Origin of the sequence: Halorussus rarus (assembly GCF_003369835.1) — an archaeon.
Taxonomy (GTDB): domain Archaea; phylum Halobacteriota; class Halobacteria; order Halobacteriales; family Haladaptataceae; genus Halorussus; species Halorussus rarus.
The window spans coordinates 16,311-34,924 of record NZ_QPMJ01000001.1 but is presented as its reverse complement, the minus strand read 5'-3'; the positions used below and the strand labels follow the sequence as shown (position 1 = coordinate 34,924).

At 64.3% G+C, this 18,614-nt stretch carries 21 protein-coding genes and 1 tRNA gene; 7 read left to right on the top strand and 15 right to left on the bottom strand.

All coding sequences use genetic code 11. The annotated features are described in order from the left end of the window. Window positions 1-25: 25 nt before the first annotated feature. The gene (locus DVR07_RS00160; protein ID WP_115794773.1) at window positions 26-1,060 is read right to left on the bottom strand and encodes a DUF7093 family protein; all 1,035 of its coding nucleotides are present in this window, start codon (window positions 1,058-1,060) and stop codon (window positions 26-28) included. A 494-nt stretch (window positions 1,061-1,554) separates the two neighbouring features. Here DVR07_RS00160 and DVR07_RS00155 point away from each other — a divergent pair, with 494 nt between their 5' ends. The 3 genes from DVR07_RS00155 to DVR07_RS00145 all read left to right on the top strand — a co-directional run bounded on the left by DVR07_RS00155 (window position 1,555) and on the right by DVR07_RS00145 (window position 4,044). Further along, window positions 1,555-1,875, top strand: a complete 321-nt coding sequence (locus DVR07_RS00155; RefSeq protein ID WP_115794772.1) for a HalOD1 output domain-containing protein — start codon at window positions 1,555-1,557, stop codon at window positions 1,873-1,875. A 123-nt stretch (window positions 1,876-1,998) separates the two neighbouring features. Next, on the top strand, window positions 1,999-2,697 hold the full coding sequence (locus DVR07_RS00150; protein WP_115794771.1) for a TOBE domain-containing protein: 699 nt from the start codon (window positions 1,999-2,001) through the stop codon (window positions 2,695-2,697). Between the two features lie 339 nt (window positions 2,698-3,036). Next, window positions 3,037-4,044 (top strand): tyrosine-type recombinase/integrase, encoded by a 1,008-nt coding sequence (locus DVR07_RS00145; protein ID WP_115794770.1) that lies wholly within the window; start codon window positions 3,037-3,039, stop codon window positions 4,042-4,044. 76 nt (window positions 4,045-4,120) lie between these two features. Here DVR07_RS00145 and DVR07_RS00140 read toward each other — a convergent pair whose 3' ends face one another. From DVR07_RS00140 to DVR07_RS00110, 9 genes are all read right to left on the bottom strand, one after another. Further along, window positions 4,121-5,281 carry a Fic family protein gene (locus DVR07_RS00140; RefSeq protein WP_115794769.1) on the bottom strand — a complete coding sequence of 387 codons (1,161 nt, stop codon included), beginning with the start codon at window positions 5,279-5,281 and terminating at the stop codon, window positions 4,121-4,123. A gap of 538 nt (window positions 5,282-5,819) precedes the next feature. After that, a complete protein-coding gene (locus tag DVR07_RS21255) occupies window positions 5,820-6,269 on the bottom strand; it encodes a hypothetical protein (protein ID WP_162829386.1) in 450 nt (149 codons plus the stop codon). Between the two features lie 409 nt (window positions 6,270-6,678). Next, window positions 6,679-7,278 carry a hypothetical protein gene (locus tag DVR07_RS21250; RefSeq protein WP_162829385.1) on the bottom strand — a complete coding sequence of 200 codons (600 nt, stop codon included), beginning with the start codon at window positions 7,276-7,278 and terminating at the stop codon, window positions 6,679-6,681. 487 nt (window positions 7,279-7,765) lie between these two features. Continuing rightward, window positions 7,766-7,837, bottom strand: a tRNA-Ala gene (locus tag DVR07_RS00135). A 90-nt stretch (window positions 7,838-7,927) separates the two neighbouring features. Beyond that, the gene (locus DVR07_RS00130) at window positions 7,928-8,560 is read right to left on the bottom strand and encodes a rhomboid family intramembrane serine protease (protein WP_115794768.1); all 633 of its coding nucleotides are present in this window, start codon (window positions 8,558-8,560) and stop codon (window positions 7,928-7,930) included. A gap of 270 nt (window positions 8,561-8,830) precedes the next feature. Then, window positions 8,831-9,139 carry a 30S ribosomal protein S10 gene (rpsJ, locus tag DVR07_RS00125; RefSeq protein WP_115794767.1) on the bottom strand — a complete coding sequence of 103 codons (309 nt, stop codon included), beginning with the start codon at window positions 9,137-9,139 and terminating at the stop codon, window positions 8,831-8,833. 3 nt (window positions 9,140-9,142) lie between these two features. Next, window positions 9,143-10,411, bottom strand: a complete 1,269-nt coding sequence (gene tuf, locus DVR07_RS00120) for a translation elongation factor EF-1 subunit alpha (RefSeq protein ID WP_115794766.1) — start codon at window positions 10,409-10,411, stop codon at window positions 9,143-9,145. Window positions 10,412-10,632: 221 nt separating this feature from the next. After that, window positions 10,633-11,577, bottom strand: coding sequence for a homoserine dehydrogenase (locus DVR07_RS00115; RefSeq protein ID WP_115794765.1), 945 nt, complete (start codon window positions 11,575-11,577; stop codon window positions 10,633-10,635). Between the two features lie 97 nt (window positions 11,578-11,674). Then, window positions 11,675-12,217: an amino acid-binding protein gene (locus tag DVR07_RS00110; RefSeq protein ID WP_115794764.1), complete on the bottom strand. Its 543-nt coding sequence runs from the start codon at window positions 12,215-12,217 to the stop codon at window positions 11,675-11,677. A gap of 241 nt (window positions 12,218-12,458) precedes the next feature. Between DVR07_RS00110 and DVR07_RS21245 the strand changes: the two genes are divergently transcribed. Continuing rightward, window positions 12,459-12,605: a hypothetical protein gene (locus DVR07_RS21245; protein WP_162829384.1), complete on the top strand. Its 147-nt coding sequence runs from the start codon at window positions 12,459-12,461 to the stop codon at window positions 12,603-12,605. Between the two features lie 178 nt (window positions 12,606-12,783). Here DVR07_RS21245 and DVR07_RS21240 read toward each other — a convergent pair whose 3' ends face one another. Then, window positions 12,784-12,921 carry a hypothetical protein gene (locus tag DVR07_RS21240; protein ID WP_162829383.1) on the bottom strand — a complete coding sequence of 46 codons (138 nt, stop codon included), beginning with the start codon at window positions 12,919-12,921 and terminating at the stop codon, window positions 12,784-12,786. A gap of 186 nt (window positions 12,922-13,107) precedes the next feature. Continuing rightward, window positions 13,108-15,294, bottom strand: a complete 2,187-nt coding sequence (locus tag DVR07_RS00105) for an elongation factor EF-2 (RefSeq protein ID WP_115794763.1) — start codon at window positions 15,292-15,294, stop codon at window positions 13,108-13,110. A 270-nt stretch (window positions 15,295-15,564) separates the two neighbouring features. On the opposite strand from DVR07_RS00105, the gene DVR07_RS00100 reads away from it, so the two are divergent. After that, window positions 15,565-16,335, top strand: a complete 771-nt coding sequence (locus DVR07_RS00100; RefSeq protein ID WP_115794762.1) for a DUF5781 family protein — start codon at window positions 15,565-15,567, stop codon at window positions 16,333-16,335. Window positions 16,336-16,341: 6 nt separating this feature from the next. On the opposite strand, the gene DVR07_RS00095 is transcribed toward DVR07_RS00100, so the two are convergent. Then, window positions 16,342-16,566: a hypothetical protein gene (locus DVR07_RS00095; protein WP_115794761.1), complete on the bottom strand. Its 225-nt coding sequence runs from the start codon at window positions 16,564-16,566 to the stop codon at window positions 16,342-16,344. Window positions 16,567-16,715: 149 nt separating this feature from the next. Here DVR07_RS00095 and DVR07_RS00090 point away from each other — a divergent pair, with 149 nt between their 5' ends. Both DVR07_RS00090 and DVR07_RS00085 read left to right on the top strand, forming a co-directional pair. Then, window positions 16,716-16,922: a hypothetical protein gene (locus tag DVR07_RS00090; RefSeq protein WP_115794760.1), complete on the top strand. Its 207-nt coding sequence runs from the start codon at window positions 16,716-16,718 to the stop codon at window positions 16,920-16,922. A gap of 145 nt (window positions 16,923-17,067) precedes the next feature. Then, complete coding sequence (locus DVR07_RS00085; protein ID WP_115794759.1) at window positions 17,068-17,397, top strand: cupin domain-containing protein; 330 nt, start codon at window positions 17,068-17,070, stop codon at window positions 17,395-17,397. A 109-nt stretch (window positions 17,398-17,506) separates the two neighbouring features. Here DVR07_RS00085 and DVR07_RS00080 read toward each other — a convergent pair whose 3' ends face one another. Further along, window positions 17,507-18,124 carry a 30S ribosomal protein S7 gene (locus DVR07_RS00080; RefSeq protein WP_115794758.1) on the bottom strand — a complete coding sequence of 206 codons (618 nt, stop codon included), beginning with the start codon at window positions 18,122-18,124 and terminating at the stop codon, window positions 17,507-17,509. 2 nt (window positions 18,125-18,126) lie between these two features. Continuing rightward, on the bottom strand, window positions 18,127-18,555 hold the full coding sequence (locus DVR07_RS00075; RefSeq protein ID WP_115794757.1) for a 30S ribosomal protein S12: 429 nt from the start codon (window positions 18,553-18,555) through the stop codon (window positions 18,127-18,129). Window positions 18,556-18,614: the final 59 nt, after the last annotated feature.

The window sequence follows — 18,614 nt, the reverse complement described above, 5'->3', positions numbered from 1 at the left end:
GACCCGTTACTCGTCGGTGAATTCGTCACTCCTGGGCGAGGTAGCCCCGGGCGCACTCCGGGCAGATGTCGCCGGCCCGGAGCGACGACCCCGAGACGCTCGCGCGGTAGTCGCACTCGGGACAGACGAACTCGGCGTCGAGGTCGGGGTCGTCGGCCGGCCCCGACAGGCTCGGCGCCTCCGCGCCGGCCGAGATGCCCGACGAGAGCTCGGGCCCGCTTCCGCCGGCGTCGCGAGCCTGCAACGTGTCGCCCTCGGCGTTGACGAACTCGACCTCCTCGTCTTCCCCGTCGGCCGGGCCGGCCGACTCCGGGGTGAGGCCGCCGCCGAACTCCACGTCCGTGCGCTCGCCGTCGTCGGGTTCGGCGTCGTACCCCTCGTCCTCGCGGCCGACGTCGGGCCACTCGGTCGCCCCGCTCTCGTCGGTCTCGGCCGGGTGGGTGGTGTCGGCCTCGGGCCACTCGCCGGCCGTCCGTGCGTCGTCGCCCGAGTCCGCACCGCCGTCGTCGTCGAGGATCACGCCGTCGTCCTCGGCCGCCGACGGTCCGGCGTCGACGTCCGCGTCGGCGCCCTCCGGGTCGGCGGTAGCGTCGGCGCCGTCGCCGCCGGAAGCGTCCGCCGCCGCGCCGGCGTCCGACGAAGGCGATCCGTCCGAGTCCGGCGCCGACGGGTCCCCGGAGCTCGGCGAGTCGGTGATGATCTCGGCGTCGTGGCCGCCCCCGGTCCGGCCGACGCCCGCGTCGGGGCCGGACGGCGAGTCGGGATCGGGGGTCGCGTCCGGGCCGGTGCTCGCGTCCGGGCCGGCGCTCGAACTCCCGTTCGCGCCATCGACGTTCGACGCCCCCGCGGCCGCGTCCCCTTCGGCGGACTCCCCGCTCGGTGCGGGCGTCTCGATGGCGGTGACCTCCTTGTTCTCGGTGACGACCCGCCGGTCGCCGCACCGCTCGCACTCCTCGAACTCCCGGACGGTGACCACGACCTCGCTCCCCTGCTCTTCGCGCTCTCGCTCGATCTCCGCGTCCCCGTAGCTGTGACCCAGCAGCGAACACCTGAGACTCATTGTGCTGACCCTTACGTTCATCTGTGGTAAACCCTGTGTTTCGGCGTACGACGGGCGTCTGACGGCGACAGAGCGGGAGGAGGGTCGGGCGTGAACCGACGGGGGAAGGAGTCGGAGAGGAACGGTCGCCGCCCGGGCGACGCGGTCCCGACCCGGCGCGGAGTGACGGCTCGGCGGAGCGGGAGCGGGAGCGGTGCCGGAGGAACGAAGCTGCGGGGTCCAGTTGGGTAGTGGTTCGGGGTGCCAGCCCGGGCGGACAGCGCGAAGGTAGCGCGAAGGTAGGCTGATCGGCGGTGGCGACTGTCTCCACTCGGTGGCTGTTGCGGGCGGTCTATAGGCTTTCTGCTGACCGGAACTGGTAGGTCCGGCGCCCCGAGAGGTCGGGTGTCGCGACGTGATACCGCTACGACCCGTCCCGACGTCGTCAGTTCCTGGGGTTCGGCCGATACATTGAACTACCTGGAGCGAAGAATGCCCCGAGTACGGTATTAATTATGGGGAGCACATTTGAAAATGAAACGGGCGCGACCGACGGCGCAGCGACGCACCGCGTCGAACACGACTGGGCGAGCGACGACGAGCTGAGCGAGACCATCGTCAGCGCCGTGGCGTCGGTGCTGGAGACCGACCCCACCGACCTCTCGCCGCTGTACGAGGTCATCGACCCCGACGCGCTCAACAGGCTCTACGCGCCGACGCCGAACGCGCACGTGCGGCCCGGCGGAGGCCGTCTCACCTTCTCGTACAACGGCTGCCTGGTGACCGCCTACTGGGACGGCGCGGTCGAGATCGAACCGCCGGTCGACCGCGACTGAGGGCGAGCAGGCGAGTCGAGGAGGACTGCGCAGCGCCCGACGAGTCGGCACGCCGAGCGACGGCAGCGGCCCGTCGACCAGCACCTCGGAATGGTTTTCCCGACGGTCGTCGTACCCGGCCGTATGGAGAGGAAGGCCGGCTTCGAGGTCCAGATCGGCGCGGGCGACCTCGCCTTCGACTCGCGCGACGCGACGCTGCTCCGGACCATCGACGAGACGGGGTCGCTCAACCAGGCGACGGACCGGCTCGGGCGGTCGTACTCCCACGCCCAGCGACGCCTGGTCGAACTCGAGGACCGGTTCGGGCCGCTGGTCGAGCGCGAGCGCGGCGGCTCGGGCGGCGGAGGCAGTCGGCTCACCGAGACCGCCGAGGAGCTGCTCGTCCGGTTCGACGGCCTCCAGGCGGAGCTGTCGGGCGTCGTCGACGTCGCGCGCACCGCCCTCCCCGGGACGGTCCGCGAGCGCGACGGCGAGTTCGCCGCGGTCGAGACGTCCGCCGGGGCGCTCCAGGTGCTCGTCCCCGAGGGAGTCACCCCCGGCGCCGCAGTGGAGGTGTGGCTCCGCGCCGACGCGGTCACGCTCAACGCGCCCGACGACGCGCCGGAACCCGACGCCACCAGCGCCCGGAACCGCTTCGCCGGCGACGTGCTCGACGTCGACCGCGGCGAGACCGTCGCTCTCGTCGCCGTCGACGCGGGCGCCGACGTCCCGCTGCACGCCCGGGTGACCCAGGACAGCGTCGAACGGCTCGGCCTCGAGCCGGGCGACGAGGTCGTCGTCACCTTCAAGGCGACCGCTACGCGGGCGATTCCGAAGGAGTAGTCGCTACAGTTCGGGTCGCCCTGCGGGCGTCCGACTTCCGAGGGTCCGATACACTCGTCGTAACGAGTTTGCCTCGCCTGAAGCGGCGAGTACTACGTGTGTTCGCCGGTAGCTCGCACAGAATGTAGGAGACTCGCTGGGACCGAGCGAACGCGGTCGTTCGCGACGGTCAGCGAGTCCGCTGACCGGTCGAGTGAAACGAGGACGGAAGTGGACTCGCTGGGATTTGAACCCGACGGGCCTCACCGCACCGCAAGCGGAAGGACGGGCGATACCATTGCCCGGAGCCACACGCGGTAACCGTCCCGTCTGGTTGGTGGTCACCTACGACAGCCAACCATGACGAACCTCGAACCACTCCGACCGGAGAAGGCCGTTGAGATGTATCTAACCAGCCGCGAAGACGAAGTGACAAAGAAGTCACTCCAGAACATCAAGTCCGACCTCAAGGTGTTCAAGCAGTGGTGTGACGAGCGCGACGTTACCAACATGAACGACGCGACCGGACGGGCGTTAGCCGACTTCCGAACGTGGCGGAGCGAGCAGGTGAAGCAAATCACCCTGAAGCACAATCTTTGGACCATCAAGAAGTTCATCCGCTTCTGTGAGCAGGTGGATGCCGTTGCCGAGGGGGCCAGCGAGAAGGTGGTCATCCCCGAGACGACCGACGCTGAGGAGGTGAACGATTCGTTCATCCGAGCGAGCGACGCCGAGGATATCCTCGATTACCTCGAACGGTTCGAGTACGCTTCGCTACGGCACACTGTGTTCTTCACACTGTGGCATACAGGGATGCGGAGCAGTTCGCTTCTCGCACTTGACCTCAAGGACTTCCACCCGGAGGAAAACAAACTATGTATCCGGCATCGCCCAACAACGGGTACCGCGCTGAAGAACAAGGAGAAGGGTGAACGCAACGTGTTCATCAAGGACGAACTGGTGACGGTCATCAAAGACTTCATCAGCGAGAACCGCGCCGACGTGCTTGACGAACACGGACGCCGCCCACTGTTCGCAACGAGGAATACACGCGTCTCTCGCACCACCGTTCAGCGGGTAATCTACACGGCCACCCGTCCGTGTCACATCGGGAAGGAGTGCCCGCACGACCGAGAGCCGGACACTTGCGAAGCCAACTCCTACAACCTCGCCTGTAAGTGCCCGACGTCGCTCTCACCGCATCCGCTTCGGAAAGGAGCAATCACCTACTCGCTCAATGAGGAAACGCCGAAGGACGTAATTAGCGACCGTATGGACGTAAGCAGGGAGGTACTTGACAAGCACTATAACAAGCAGTCGAAGGACGAGCAGATGGAAACCCGGCGGAAATACCTTGACGATTTGTAGGTCAGTATTCCGACATCGTCAATGAGCCAACCCAATTTGGTGTGAAGTCGTTCCGTGAATTGCTAACTGTCTTCCTTTATCGATAGTGTAGTTCGTCTGCAGGTTTCTGAATTATCTCGAACACCTCCTTCGCACGGAAGACTCGGTTTCTATTTTGTCCCGTGATTTCCTCCAATACTCCGTCGTCCTCCAACCGGCTTACCGCGTTGTTCGCCGTTCTGTACGTCATATCTAGCATTTCCTTTGCCTCGTTAACTTTCAGATAGGGTTTCGTGAATATCTCCACTGAGAGACGCGAGACAGAGTTCGCTTCGTCCTGATACCTGTCTCGGTATTCGTCTCGTAAATCGAGTAGTTCTGAAGCTCTACTAAATGCCTCCTCTGCCTGCTGAGAGATACCCTTCAAAAAGAAAACCAACCACTCTTGCCAAGCGTCATCTCGACTTACGGCGAGTAGTCTGTCTGTGTATTCCTCACGATTACGATTGAAATAGGAACTAGGATACAGATATGGTTCTGGCAAGAGTTCGTCATTACACATCATTAGCATGATTAAGAGTCGTCCCATTCTCCCATTTCCATCTCGAAAAGGATGAATAGTCTCAAGCTGATAATGTACTAAACCAATATCTATCAGAGGCTGATATTTCCCTCCAGTTTGAATGTACGTCTCTAAATTCTGCATTGCATATGGCACTACAGAAGGTGGCGGCGGGACGAATCTTGCGTCCCCCCCTCGGTTCCCGAGATACACCTGTGTATCTCGAAACTCTCCCGGCTGTTTGTCTCCTCCTCTGACGCCACTCATTAAGGTGTTATGCAAGGTTTGGATGAGGTCAAGATTAATACCGCCCTCCATCTCATCAATACCTTGAAAGACAGCCTTGACGTAATTGTGAACTTCCCTCAGTTCATTACGGCTGGCTCCAGAGGAACTGTTTTCTCGACCTGCTTCGTATTCATAAACATCTGAAAGAGTTACTCGTGTACCCTCAATTTCGGACGAAACGACTGCCTCCTTGTAGATAAACGGGCTGATTAGCATACTGGGGTTCTCAACACGTCTCCCAACACCGCTTAATTGACCTACGTTGTTAGTCGCTTCTGCGAACACGTCCAATAATTCCTCATCCATCTCAAGCTCAGGAGGAAGGGGGTCAGGTTTGAAGGCAATATCACCCCCCGAGTTTACGAGCTCTCCGGGCATTCCGCCAGATTGGAACCGGTCAACGTCCATGTATACATACCGTATGAGAAGCGCATATTAAACCATTTCGGATATAGGTACAATACAGAGGGGTAGAGCGACTCCATATTATACCGTATCGCCGCTACAGTTCAATAGCAGAAAAGAGAAGTGTCGTGTGATAAGTGGTGCTGTAGAACCGGTGTTGAAGCGATACGGTGAGACAGTACAATAAGACGTGCTAAGCTCAGATGTGTTGAAGCGATACGGTGAGACAGTACAATAAGACGTGCTAAGCTCAGATGTGTTGAAGCGATACGGTGAGACAGTACAATAAGACGTGCTAAGCTCAGATGTGTTGAAGCGATACGGTGAGACAGTACAATAAGAGATACGGTGAGACAGTACAATAAGACGTGCTAAGCTCAGATGTGTTGAAGCGATACGGTGAGACAGTACAATAAGACGTGCTAAGCTCAGATGTGTTGAAGCGATACGGTGAGACAGTACAATAAGAGAGAATGGTATCAACCCATGGTGAATTGAAGCGGTAACCTGTCTTCTTCAGCAGGCGGGGTTCCACATACTCTTATCTCATTCCTCGACCGGCAACGGGACGACCGCCACGACCTCTCCCTCCATTTGAGTCGTTCAGTAGCAACCCTACTGTCCCGAGGAAGAAACCTGCAATTAGCAGGAAGGTACCCAGTTGAGGGGCATCAAGAATGGCGATTCCTGCAAGATAGGTAACTCCTCCTCCGGCCAGTCCCAGAAGTTGACCATGAAGAAGACAGGCGAGAACTGCTCCAATCGTTATCAATAGGGCGGCAGTATGAAGTACACCAATGAGTTCACCCGGACCGGGAAACTGACCACCGAAAGCATTATTCTGGCTGTAAGCGGTTGCTTCTGCGGCGGTACGGATGGTAAGTTCGGACACTCGGATAACGGGGTTAAATCCGAAATCGGTCCAAAGGCCTGTGAAAAACAGGCTTATCATTGCCACGTACAACGGATGGGTTTTGTTGTTCGATGACATCCAGTTGTGTGAACAACGTCAGTTATTAATAAACTGACGCATATTTCCCCAATCGATATATGAAAAGATTCTATGTCACTGTCTGTTGAGTGGAAATCTGGAAAACCGTGCATTCTGAACGTCTTCCATACTATCGGTTCCGGTCCACCAATACAGGGTGACCACTGACGGAAACCGTTTAGCGGGGAACATCGGGAAGCCCGACGCGGAGGGAGCGAAGAGACCGGAGCGGGCTGTCGGGGTCAAAGGTCACTGAACTTGTATCCGGCCACCCCTCGCCTTCGGCTCGGACGGTGGCCGCCGTTCTCGACGGTAACCGCTTTGTATACCGTCAGTGGGAAAGTGACCGTTGCCCTCCTCCGCCGCCCCTCCGTTGGGGTAGAATGGTAGAGGGTTTATATAGGGGGGGTCACCCCCGGTACTTGTCCTTGGCTTGAGTGACCTTGTTGTACAGGCTAATGAGTTCCCCCTTCTGGTAACCTTCAGCACGTGCAACTCGCTTGAACTCAAGGTCCATCTTTTCGTCTGGCACACAGGGATGGCATTTCCTCTCGTTTTCCTCTGAGTTCTCAACTACAGCGATGCACGTACAGAATGCCACGGTACCCGCATCTGTCCCGAATTTCCGGAGGTTAAACCCAAGGAATAGCCTCTCGGCTTCTCGCTTGTAACATGGGTTCAGTCCGACCTGTGAAGCGATTGCCTGAATCAAATGCCGATTCAGAAGATTAGTGTTGTATCTATCATTGGTCCATTTCCGCCCGTTCCTCAACCCACTGTTGTATTCTGAGAGCCGTTTGTACTTTCTTCGTTGTTCTGGGTCATGCTTACAGTCAATGTCGTACCGAATCGTGGTTGCATTCTGTGCATCAGGATTATAGATGTCCGATTCTGATGCTGGCTTTGGGTCACCCTCATATCGCCAGCGGTTCTCATTGTATTTCGACCATTCAACAAAGGGAGTCGATTCCAAACGAGAGCCGCCGCTATTGCTTGCTATGGTACTCATTGTTTGATTTTGAAGTTCTCCAAGTGGACGACATCTCGGCTGAAACTTCTGTTCGAGAACCGAGCCTGCACGCACCGCTCAGAGGGATGACCCACCGGAGAACTTAGTCACAAGAGTAGACACAATTGAAACGGTTAAAATTTTTGTTTGTATTTTGTCACCTTAGTATAGGCGAATTTCATCAAAATTCTCTGTCGAAGTAACGGTTGTGTGTGGAATAGCGAATCGATTGATGTTCTAACCGGAACCCCCGGGCTTCCCGGTGTTCTCCGCGTTGGTCATGCGCTACTATCGCCGGAACACCTAAGTCACGAGATTCCGACAGTAATTGTAGCCACCAACAGACGGTGACGGTGCCGCTACCAACACGGGTGCAATTGGGAACAGCAAGCCTTGCAGGTTCGTTCCTGATTTGCACCGTGTATGACTTAAACAAAAGCGTGGATGCCGACGCCGTGTGGTAATTGCGGTTGCGGCGTCAGCCGCATGGACTCGCTGGGATTTGAACCCAGGGCCTCTTCCTTGCGAAGGAAGCGATCTACCGCTGATCTACGAGCCCGCGAACGCAGTAATTCGTAGCGCACCCACTTATTAGAACCTTATGTTTCGGGGGCGGCGTGGCGGTGAGACTCACGGCGGGGAACATCGGTCACGGCCGGAGGAGCCGGACCCGGCCGGCCAGCAGGCCGAGAGCGAAGCCCGTGAAGTGGGCGATCAGCGCCACGCCCGGCCGGGCGGTGAGCAGGGTCGCGGCCGCGGCGACGGCGAGCAGGAGCGCGACGCGGGTTCGGCCACGGACCGGGAGCCAGCCGAGCACCGCGTCGGTCAGGCGGTTGCCCGCGAGCAGGTAGCCCAGCAGGCCGAAGACCGCGCCGCTGGCGCCCAGCACTGCAGGAACCGGACCCGGCGATAGCGCGCCGGTCACGACCACCTGCGCGACGCCCGCGACCATCCCGACGCCGGCGAAGAAGACGTGGAACCGCCACGTCGTCGTCGCGCGCTCGACCGCGAACCCGACCAGCAAGAGGACGACCGCGTTCGAGACGAGGTGGCCGACGCCGGCGTGGGCGTAGACGCTGACGAGCAGGGTCCACGGCCGGACCGAGATCGGCGGCGCGAGCGCGAACAGCCCGAGCGAGAGGCCCCGGGAGACCAGCCCCACGAGCGACTGGACCGCGAAGACGACCAGGAACGCGACCAGCGTCTGGACGGTCGGACTGCCGGCGAGCCCGCTCGTCGACTCGCGTTTCGGTGCCTCGACCTCGTCGTACCGGTGGCTCACGGGTCGCTCCCTCCGGTGAGAGACCGGTCGGTAGCCGGTACTGGACCACTGCGCCGGACCACTCGCGTCGGAGGTCGCACGTGCGGCGGTACGGCCGGCGCGGTCAAAAAGACCGGGGAGGGTCGCGCCTGCGCAGCTATCCGAATCGAATAAACGGAGAAATTTCGCCGGTCGAGCGGCGGGTCCGGGACCGGGGACCCGTCAGCGGTGACGGCCGGCTCAGTTCCGAGGGACGAGGTCCCTCGACCCTCGCGAACTCGTCGAGTTCGCTCAGTCCTCGAGGACGATCTCGATGGAGACGTCGTTCGGGACCTGGATCCGCATGAGCTGGCGGAGCGCGCGTTCGTCGGCGTCGATGTCGATGAGACGCTTGTGGACGCGCATCTCCCAGTGCTCCCACGTCGCCGTCCCCTCGCCGTCGGGGGACTTGCGGGTGGGTATCTCCAGCGTCTTGGTCGGAAGCGGGATGGGCCCCGACAGCGAGACGCCGGTCTTGTTGGCGATCTCGCGGACGTCGTCGCAGATGTCGTCGAGGTCTTCGGGACTGGTTCCCGCCAGTCGGACGCGTGCTTGCTGCATGCGTTATGGCTCGTTGACGCTGAGGACCTGACCGGCCGCGATGGTCTGGCCCATGTCGCGGATGGCGAAGCTGCCGAGTTCCGGAATCTCCGAAGCCGGCTCGATGCTGAGCGGCTTTTGCGGTCGGACGGTCACCTTCGCGGCGTCGCCCGACTGGATGAAGTCGGGGTTCTCCTCGGCGACCTCGCCGGACGAGGGGTCGATCTTCGCGTCGATGGACTCGATGGTACACGCGACCTGCGCCGTGTGGGCGTGGAAGACCGGCGTGTAGCCGTCGGTGATGACGCTCGGGTGCTGCATCACGACGATCTGAGCCTGGAACGTCTCGGCGACGCTCGGCGGGTCGTCGGCCGGGCCACAGACGTCGCCGCGGCGGATGTCGTCCTTGCCGATACCGCGGACGTTGAACCCGACGTTGTCACCGGGCTCGGCCTGCGGGACCTCCTCGTGGTGCATCTCGATGGTCTTGACCTCGCCGCCCACGTCGCTGGGCTGGAAGCTGACGTTGTCGCCCGTGTTCAGCATGCCAGTCTCGACGCGGCCGACCGGAACCGTACCGATGCCCGAGATGGTGTAGACGTCCTGGATCGGGAGCCGGAGATCGGCGTCCGTCGGCGGCTCGGGCGCCTGGAGGCTGTTGAGGGCCTCGAGGAGGATCTTGCCGTCGTACCAGTCGGTGTTCTCCGAGCGCTCGGCGATGTTGTCGCCCTCGAACGCCGAGATCGGGATGAAGCTCGCGTCCTCGGTGTCGAACTGGACCTGGTTGAGCAGGTCCTTGACCTCGGAGACGACCTCCTTGTAGGTGGACTCCTGGTAGTCGACGACGTCCATCTTGTTGACGCCGACGATGAGCTCGTTGATGCCGAGCGTGCGGGCCAGGAAGACGTGCTCCTGGGTCTGGGGCGCGACGCCGTCGTCGGCCGCGACCACGAGCACCGCGTTGTCTGCCTGGGAGGCGCCCGTGATCATGTTCTTCACGAAGTCGCGGTGGCCCGGACAGTCGACGATGGTGAAGTAGTACTCGTCGGTGTCGAACTCCTGGTGGGCGATGTCGATGGTGACACCGCGCTCGCGCTCCTCGGCGAGGTTGTCCATGACGTAGGCGAACTCGAAGCCGCCCTTGCCCTTCTCCTCGGCCTCTTCCTTGTGCTGTTCGATGACGTGCTCGGGTACGCTCCCCGTCTCGTAGAGGAGTCGCCCGACCAGCGTACTCTTCCCGTGGTCAACGTGGCCGATGATGGCCAGATTCTGGTGCGGTTTGTCTTCGCTCATTGTATCTCACGCGCAGACGCGCTCTGTCGGTATCTTTTGGCAGAAGCAGTTAAAACCATTTCGATACGGTATGCTGGCCACCCCGTCGCCGTCTTGCGGTTATTGCTAGACCATCGCACGATTGTCTCCTCGGTGAGAGGAATCGGACGGCGACCCGTCGGCGGGCCCGCGCCGGCCGCCGGTCGACTCGGCCGAACCCGACCAGTCGACTTACCGACCAATCAGTCGTCGAGACGGTTCACGTCCGCGAGGACCGCGGTCGCGGTCTCCGGACCGCCCGCCCCGCGGCCGCTCAGGTTGAGCCGGCCGGCGTGCTCGGTCTCGAGCTGGACGATGTTCCGCGTCCCCGAGACCGCGAGGACGCCGTTCTCCGGGACGAGCCGGGGGCCGACCCGGACGCCGTCGGGCGCGGCCTCGCCGATGAGCCGGATGGTCCGGCCGTCCTCGGCCGCGAGTTCGAGCGCGTTGCCCGGCAGCTCCGCGATGCCCTCGACCTCGGCGTCGTCGAGCGTGTACTCCTCGTCGCCCAGCACGTTCGCGAGGATGACGCACTTGAGCGCGGCGTCGGTCCCGTTCACGTCGAAGGAGGGGTCGGCCTCCGCGACGCCGAGGTCCTGGGCCTCCGCGAGGACGTGCTCGTAGCCCAGGCCCTCGCCGGCCATCCGGGTCAGGATGAAGTTCGCGGTGCCGTTGAGGACGCCGCGGGCGGCCGAGATGGTGTCGGGGTCGTAGCTCTCGATGGTCGAGAGCACCGGGATCGCCCCGCCGACCGTCGCCTCGAACCGGACCGACCCCTCGCTGTCGCGCTCGAGTTCGCGGAGGTCGGCGTACCGCTCGGCGACCGGCCCCTTGTTCGCCAGCACGACGTGACGGTCGCGTTCGAGCGCCGCGCGGACGTGGCCGAACCCGGGTTCGGCGTCGCCCAGCGTCGTCGGCGTCGCCTCGACCAGGACGTCGTACTCGGCGTCGAGCGCGGCGTCGGGGTCGGCCGGCCCGACTCGCCCGGACTCGTCCTTCTCGGCGAGCGCCGCGGCCACGTCGATTCCCTCGTCGTCCACCGCGGCACCCGACGAGTCGGCGAGCGCGGTGACACGGTGGCCGTACTCGCCGGCGAGTTCGGCGACCGACCGGCCGACCGCGCCGGCGCCCAGAACCGCCAGCTTCACGCGAGCCACCCCCGGTGGCGAGCGTGATCTCGGAAGTCGCACGCTCGCGAGGTGAGCGAGCGCGAGCGAGCGACCGAGCGGGAACGTCTTCCGGTGTTCACGCCGACCCCTCCAGTTCCGTCAGGGGTTCGACCACGCGCAGGTCCTTGCGCTCGGCGACCTCGCAGACCGCCGCGATGGCCTGGCCGGTCGCGCCGGCCTCGGCCGCGAGCCGGAGCCGGGCGCTGGCGACGTCGCTGGTCCCGCCCGGCGCCGAGAGCGACACGTCGGTGACCGAGGCGTCGGCGTTGGACTCGATGGACGAGAGGGTCTCGGAGAGGTCGGTCTCGACGACGTCGCCGACCAGCAGCACCGACACCTCCTCGCCGTAGCGCTCGGCGCCCGCCTGGATGACGTTGACGCCCGCGTCCCGGAGGTCGGCGACGAGCGCGTCGAACCGGTCGGGCGGACACTCCAGGTCCACCTCGACCGGGATGCGCCCCCGCGGTGTGACCGACCCGCGCTCGTGGAACACCGACAGCAGGTTGCCCCCGTTGGCCGCGATGGGTTCGAGGGCGCCCAGGAGTTCGCCGGGTTCGTCTACCAGTTCGAGCCGGACGGTGTACGCCCGCGGGTCGGTGGCGCTCGCGTCGTCACTCATCTTGCCCTTCCATCACGCGCGGGCGAGCATAAGGCTTCAGGCGGTCGCAAAACTGGCCGAACTGCGGTGACGGTCGGCCGACCGTAGCCAGTCGAGCGGTTTCTCGGGGGGAAGGGGCACCATCGAAACGACCGAAACCGTCCGAACGGAGATCGTAGGCGGAGACAGGCCCACCCAAGTCATCGAATACCGTGGCACTAGTTAGCACATACTCAAATCCCGGGACGCCGACGGCTGGAACATGGCGACGTACGACCACTCGACCGACCGACGACGTACCGACTCGGACGACCACGTCTGCGTGTTCTGCGGCGAGACGTTCGACGCGGACGAGCGGACGACCTGTCCGTCGTGCGAGGCCACCGTCGTCCTGCGAGGCGCGCGCTGAGAGAGGACGCAGTCAGGAACGCCAGTCGAGCGACGGACCGAGTAGAGCGAGTGCGGGCGGGTCAGACCGTAGAGATGGGGAGCGGTGGAGGAGAGGACAGGTGGGCGATCGAGGTGCGTCGCCGGGAGGCTCCGAGCCGCGGCGGTCGCTGGCCGGGGCCAGGCGGGCCCGGCGCGGCCTACTCGTTGGTGGGTGCCTTCGAGACCTCGGACGGGTACTCCGCGCCCGCGGACAGCATCGCCCAGATGCCCGCGACGACGCCGACCCAGAGGAAGACGACGAGGCCGACCCACAGCAGTGTGACGACGGGGTCCATGACTGGGGAGTCGAAACGAACGGCGCCGCGCGACTTGGTTATACACCACCTACGCCGGATGCGAACGGGTGGTAATACGTGACAGGGAAGGTCTGAATCGACGGGCGTTCGCGGTACGCGACGGCAGTGCGAGAGAGAAAACGAGAATCGGGAGCGGCGGCCGGGATCGACCGCGGCGCGGGCCGGTCAGAAGTAGTCGACGGGCTCGGGCAGCTCCTGCTTCATGCCCTTGCGCTCGCGGATCTCCATGATGGTCTCGCGCTGGAGGTTGTCGGCCATGACCTCGAAGCCGGCGTTCTCGGTGTTCCACGACGCGCGGCCCTCGGTTGCGCTCCGGATGTCGCTGGAGAAGCCGATCATCTCGTCGACCGGCGCGATGCCCTCGACGACCATGAGGTCGCCCTCCTGGTACATGTCGTCGACCCGGCCGCGGCGACCCTGGATCTCGCCGGACGCCGCGCCCATGTGCTCGTTGGGCACGTCGATGCGGACGTCCTGCATCGGCTCGAGCAGCCTGATCTTGCCCTGGACGAGAGCGTTGTGGACCGCGTTGCGGACCGCGGGGATGACCTGCGCGGGACCGCGGTGGATGGTGTCCTCGTGGAGCCTGGCGTCGTTGAGCCGCAGCAGCGTCCCCTGGACGGGTTCGCCGGCCAGCGGACCGTCGTCGAGTGCCTCCTCGAGGCCCTCGATGACGAGCTCCATCGTCTCGTTGAGGTGCTGGATACCCTTCGTGTCGTCGATGAGGATGTTGGTCCCGTGGATGTGCTCGACGTTCTGGGACGAGTCCTTGTCCATGCCCGCCTCCTGGAGCGCCTCGCGGCGCTCCTGCTCGGGCATGTCCATCGAGACGTCGCCGAGCTTGATCTTCTCGACGATCTCCTCGGTCAGCGGCTGGGCCTGGATGTAGAACCGGTTGTGGCGGTTCGGCGAGATGCCCTCGATGACGTCGGTCGGCTCCTGGATCATCTCGCGGAAGACGACGATGGGTTCGCCGGTGTTGACCGGGATGCCCTGGTTGCGCTCGATGCGCTGGGTGATGACCTCGAGGTGGAGTTCGCCCTGCCCGGAGATGAGGTGCTCGCCGGTGTCCTCGTTGATCTCGACCTGGATGGTCGGGTCCTCCTTCGAGACCTGCCGGAGCGTCTCGATGAGCTTCGGCAGGTCGTCCATGTTCTTCGCCTCGACGGACTTCGTGATGACCGGCTCGGAGATGTGCTCGATGGACTCGAACGGCGTCATCTCGACGCTGGACACCGTTGAGCCGGCGATGGCGTCCTTCAGGCCGGTGACCGCCGCGATGTTACCCGCGGGGACGCGCTCGACCTCCTCGCGCTCGCCGCCCATGTAGATGCCGACGCTCTGGACCCGGTTCTTGCCGGCAGTCCCGGAGACGTACAGCTCCTGGCCCTTCTCGAGCGTGCCGGAGAACACGCGGCCCGCCGCGATCTCGCCGGCGTGGGGGTCGATGCCGATGTCGGTGACCATCAGGACGACCTCGCCCTCGGGGTCGACCAGCCGCATCGTGTCGGCGAGTTCGGAGTCGGCGTCGCCGCGCCAGATGCGCGGGATACGACGGGGCTGGGCGTCGATGGGGTCGGGGAAGTGCTCACAGACCATGTCGAGCACGACGTCCGACAGCGGCGTGCGCTCGTGGAGCTCCTGGCGCTTGTCGGCGCGTTCGAGGTCCATGATGTCCCCGAAGTCCATCCCGGTGCGCTGCATCGAGGGCATCGAGACGCCCCACTTGTAGAGCGCCGACCCGAAGCCGACGGTCCCCTCCTCGACGGAGACCGTCCAGTCCTCGACGTCGTCCATGTCCTCGGTCATGCCCCGGATGAGCTCGTTGACGTCGTCGATGACGTTGAGCAGCCGGCGCTGCATCTCCTCGGGCCCCTCCTGGAGCTCGGAGATGAGTCGGTCGACCTTGTTGATGAACAGCGCGGGCTTGACGCCCTCGCGGAGCGCCTGTCGGAGCACGGTCTCGGTCTGGGGCATCGCGCCCTCGACCGCGTCGACCACCACGAGCGCGCCGTCGACGGCGCGCATCGCGCGGGTCACGTCCCCACCGAAGTCGACGTGGCCCGGCGTGTCGATGAGGTTGATGAGGTGCTCGGTGTCCTCGTACTCGTGGGTCATCGAGACGTTCGCGGCGTCGATGGTGATGCCCCGCTCCTGCTCGTCCTCCTCGGTGTCCATCATCAGCTGGGTCGCCTCACCCTGGTCGGCGATCATGCCCGCACCGGCGAGGAGGTTGTCGGTCAGCGTGGTCTTCCCGTGGTCGACGTGCGCAGCGATAGCGATGTTCCGGATCTGCTCCGGCTCGTCCATCAGTCGCTCGCACTGTTCGACGATCTTCTTTCGTCTTCCCATTATGGGTCTTCTACCTGCAGGAAGTTGAAAAGCGTAGTGTTTCGCCGCGAGTGAGCGTGTGGGCTATTGTCGGGGTAGTTCGCGGTCGCCCAGACCCCATCGTTACCGAGCCGAGCGCCGCGCCGAGAGCGGCGTCGTGCCGACTCCGTTCGGCCTGTAGTAGCGGAGAATGTTGCCGGGTCTGAAGCGGCGTACGTACCGCCGGAACGCGGTCAATCGCCGCCTTCCGGCGCAAGAGTCTTGTCCGACGAACCCCTGTGACAGATACGCATGGAGGTTCACGTCCACGGTCCCGGTCCGGCCGCGCCGTTTCTCCGCGCCCGCGACCTCTTCGAGACCGAGCACGACCTCGACTTCCCCGTCCGCGTCCGCGTCCGGGAGAACCCCGACGAGCGGACCTGGACCGCCCACCCGGACGACCACGTCCTGAACATCTCCCGGCAGGCCGCGACCAGCGCGATGGCCCGCGAGCTCGCGCTCCACGAGTTCGCCCACATGGCCCGCCACGAGCAGGACCACCCCTCGCACACCCAGTCGACCGAGGAGGTGCTGTTCCTCGCGCTGTCGGGCAAGTCGGTCGAGCGCAGCCGGGTGGCCCACTGCTACCAGATCGCCAACCACATGAAGGACATCTACGCCGACGACATCACGCTCCGAGTCGGCCCGACCGACAAGCTCGTCTCCTTCCTCGAGTCCGAGCTCGCGGCCGCGGTCGCCGACCGACCGACCCCCGGCCGCGACGGTCCGTCCCGGAAGCGCGACGGCCTTCGGCTCACCGGCACCGCCGACCCGGAGATGACCGCGGTCAACGCCGCCTTCGCCCTGGCGCTGGTCGAGCGCCACGACCTCGTCGGACCGGACCACCGGCTCTACGACCTCGCGCACGCGGCCGCCAACGACGCGGCCGAGGTCAGCCTCGCGGAGTTCAAACACCGCTTCTCGTCGCTCGGCCCCGACCCCGACGAGAGCGAGTACCGCCGCGCGCTGGTCGACGCGACACGGGCGTACGCGGTCGGCGGCGGCGAGAAGGCGGCCGACTAGTCGGCGCTACGCCAGTTCGGCCAGCGCGAACAGCAGCCCCGGAACGACAAGCAGCGCGAGGCCGCCGACGATCAGCAGCGCCGGGACGACGAGCAGGCCCATTTCGGTGAACAGCCACAGGCCGACGCCAGCGAGCACGGCGACCAGTCCGACCAGTCGCAGGAGCCACGTCACGACGCCTTCGAGCCCCGAATCCGCCAGCACGTCGACGACTTCGAGCGCTTCGTCCATGGCATCCGGGGCGTGGCGACGCCAGCCACTTGTAAGGTGGGGAGCGTTCGGCGCGTCGAGCGCGATTCGAGCTCGTTCACTCGATCATCAAACTCAGTTCGACGTGAACATGGCCGAGACTTTCCGTGCCGAGAGCGTACCCAGACGGTATGCCCGACCAGGCGGTGCGGTACCAGACCGACCTCCTCCGGGAACTCGTCGACAGCGCCGAAATCCGGACAGAGCTATCGCCAGCGGAGGCGGACGCGCTTCGCCACCGTATCCAACAGGCCGACTCCGAACAGGACATCGCGGACGTCTGGGCGGAACTCGACGACGACTTCCGGCTCCTCGACGAGGACCGGTGGGCCCGCTGACCCCGCCGGCTACCGCCCCGTCGGTCGTGAACGACAACAAACCGCACTTCCACGTGCTGCTGTATCTACCTCGCCAACCTTCCAACTCCCGGAGTCGAGTGCCGTCATCACCACACTGAACAGTCCGCCCGTCGTAGCGCCGACGATGTCCTACACGAAAGTCGACTCCCGCGACGTCGAACCGATCGGCGAAGGGCTGCGGTTCCTCCGCGACCCCCTCGACTGCGAGAAGCTGGGCGTCTCCGTCCTCGACGCAGACCCCGGCTGGACCGGCAAGGAGCACGACCACGCCGAGGACGGCCAGGAGGAGGTGTACGTCCTGCTCGAGGGCGAGGCCACCGTCACGGTCGAGGGCGAGGACGTCGAACTGTCCGCGCGCGAGGCGCTTCGGATTCCGGCCGACGCGACCCGCCAGATCCACAACGGCGACACCGAGAGCACGTTCGTGCTGGTCGGCGCCTCCGGCGGGGAGTAGATCGACGGCGGCGAGGAGCAGAGTCGACGAGCCGGGAGGGAACTCGAGGACGGCGAGGAACGGGGCAGTCGCTACCCGGTTCGCGAGAACGAAAGAGAGGAGGAGAGTCTCAGCGGGCCGCGGCCGCGACGCGCTCTTTCTCTTCCTTCTGGTTGATGGCGTAGGTCTGGACGTCGTAGTCGGCCGCGCCGATGAGCTGCTCGGCCAGCGCCTCCGAGGCGTCGGTCGACGTCTTGAACGACGAGCTCTGGACGCCCTCGGCGATGAACTTCAGGGCCTGGTCGACCCGGCGCTGGGGCGCCACGTCGACGGCCTTCGGGACCGAGATGCCGCCGTACTTCAGGCGGACGGTCTCCTCGCGCGGGGCCGCGTTCTCGACCGCGGTGACGAGCACCTGGACCGGGTTCTCGTCGGTCCGGTCGTTGATGGTCTCGAACGCGTCGCGGGTGATCTGCATCGCCTTCTGCTTCTTGCCGGTGTTCTCCTCGGTCTGCATCAGGCGGTTGATGAGCCGCTCGACGATGGAGACCTCGCTCTTCTGGAACTGCTTGGAGGCGTGGCGGCCCATCGTGTGGGCGACCGGCGTGACGGTGATGTAGCGCTCGGTCGAGGGGTCGCCGTACTCGACGTTGGTGACGTCCCACTCGCCGAACAGCTGCGCGGCGGCGGTGCCCTCCTCGTCGGTGCCCGCGGGCTTGTCGGGCTCGGGCTGGTCTTCTGCCGCCATGGTTATCGCACCGGTTTCTCCGCGTTCCCGCGGACGAGTTCCTCGAGGCTCACGCCGTTGACCTTCTCGACCTTGTAGTTGACGCCCGAGAGGTCGCCCATCGCGCGGCCCTTCGCGCCGCCGATGCCCGCGATGGTCACCTCGTCGTGCTCGTCGATGAACGAGATGGCGCCGTCGCCGGGGCAGAAGGCGGTGACCTGCTTGCCGTTCTTGATGAGCTGGACCCGGACGCACTTCCGGATCGCGGAGTTGGGCTGCTTGGCCTCGATGCCCACCTTCTCCAGAACGATGCCGCGTCCCTGGGGCGCGCCCTCGAGGGGGTCGGACTTCTCCCCGAGGCCGCGCTCGCGTCGGGCGTAGTCGGAGTCGGACCACCGATGGTTCTGGCGGTCCTTCCTGAGCTTCCGCGCTGCGTACTTGCCGTTCGCCATATGGCGTGTGCTATCCGTCCGAGCTACTTAAGCCTCCCTCTTTCGAGGCGGCCGAAACG

Bases quoted from the DNA above. Each gene is read 5' to 3' on its own strand.
- DVR07_RS00160 (WP_115794773.1), bottom strand. From the start codon at position 1,060: ATGAGTCTCAGGTGTTCGCTGCTGGGTCACAGCTACGGGGACGCGGAG.
- DVR07_RS00155 (WP_115794772.1), top strand. From the start codon at position 1,555: ATGGGGAGCACATTTGAAAATGAAACGGGCGCGACCGACGGCGCAGCG.
- DVR07_RS00150 (WP_115794771.1), top strand. From the start codon at position 1,999: ATGGAGAGGAAGGCCGGCTTCGAGGTCCAGATCGGCGCGGGCGACCTC.
- DVR07_RS00145 (WP_115794770.1), top strand. From the start codon at position 3,037: ATGACGAACCTCGAACCACTCCGACCGGAGAAGGCCGTTGAGATGTAT.
- DVR07_RS00140 (WP_115794769.1), bottom strand. From the start codon at position 5,281: ATGGACGTTGACCGGTTCCAATCTGGCGGAATGCCCGGAGAGCTCGTA.
- DVR07_RS21255 (WP_162829386.1), bottom strand. From the start codon at position 6,269: ATGTCATCGAACAACAAAACCCATCCGTTGTACGTGGCAATGATAAGC.
- DVR07_RS21250 (WP_162829385.1), bottom strand. From the start codon at position 7,278: ATGAGTACCATAGCAAGCAATAGCGGCGGCTCTCGTTTGGAATCGACT.
- rpsJ (WP_115794767.1), bottom strand. From the start codon at position 9,139: ATGCAGCAAGCACGCGTCCGACTGGCGGGAACCAGTCCCGAAGACCTC.
- tuf (WP_115794766.1), bottom strand. From the start codon at position 10,411: ATGAGCGAAGACAAACCGCACCAGAATCTGGCCATCATCGGCCACGTT.
- DVR07_RS00110 (WP_115794764.1), bottom strand. From the start codon at position 12,217: ATGAGTGACGACGCGAGCGCCACCGACCCGCGGGCGTACACCGTCCGG.
- DVR07_RS21245 (WP_162829384.1), top strand. From the start codon at position 12,459: ATGGCGACGTACGACCACTCGACCGACCGACGACGTACCGACTCGGAC.
- DVR07_RS21240 (WP_162829383.1), bottom strand. From the start codon at position 12,921: ATGGACCCCGTCGTCACACTGCTGTGGGTCGGCCTCGTCGTCTTCCTC.
- DVR07_RS00105 (WP_115794763.1), bottom strand. From the start codon at position 15,294: ATGGGAAGACGAAAGAAGATCGTCGAACAGTGCGAGCGACTGATGGAC.
- DVR07_RS00100 (WP_115794762.1), top strand. From the start codon at position 15,565: ATGGAGGTTCACGTCCACGGTCCCGGTCCGGCCGCGCCGTTTCTCCGC.
- DVR07_RS00095 (WP_115794761.1), bottom strand. From the start codon at position 16,566: ATGGACGAAGCGCTCGAAGTCGTCGACGTGCTGGCGGATTCGGGGCTC.
- DVR07_RS00090 (WP_115794760.1), top strand. From the start codon at position 16,716: ATGCCCGACCAGGCGGTGCGGTACCAGACCGACCTCCTCCGGGAACTC.
- DVR07_RS00085 (WP_115794759.1), top strand. From the start codon at position 17,068: ATGTCCTACACGAAAGTCGACTCCCGCGACGTCGAACCGATCGGCGAA.
- DVR07_RS00080 (WP_115794758.1), bottom strand. From the start codon at position 18,124: ATGGCGGCAGAAGACCAGCCCGAGCCCGACAAGCCCGCGGGCACCGAC.
- DVR07_RS00075 (WP_115794757.1), bottom strand. From the start codon at position 18,555: ATGGCGAACGGCAAGTACGCAGCGCGGAAGCTCAGGAAGGACCGCCAG.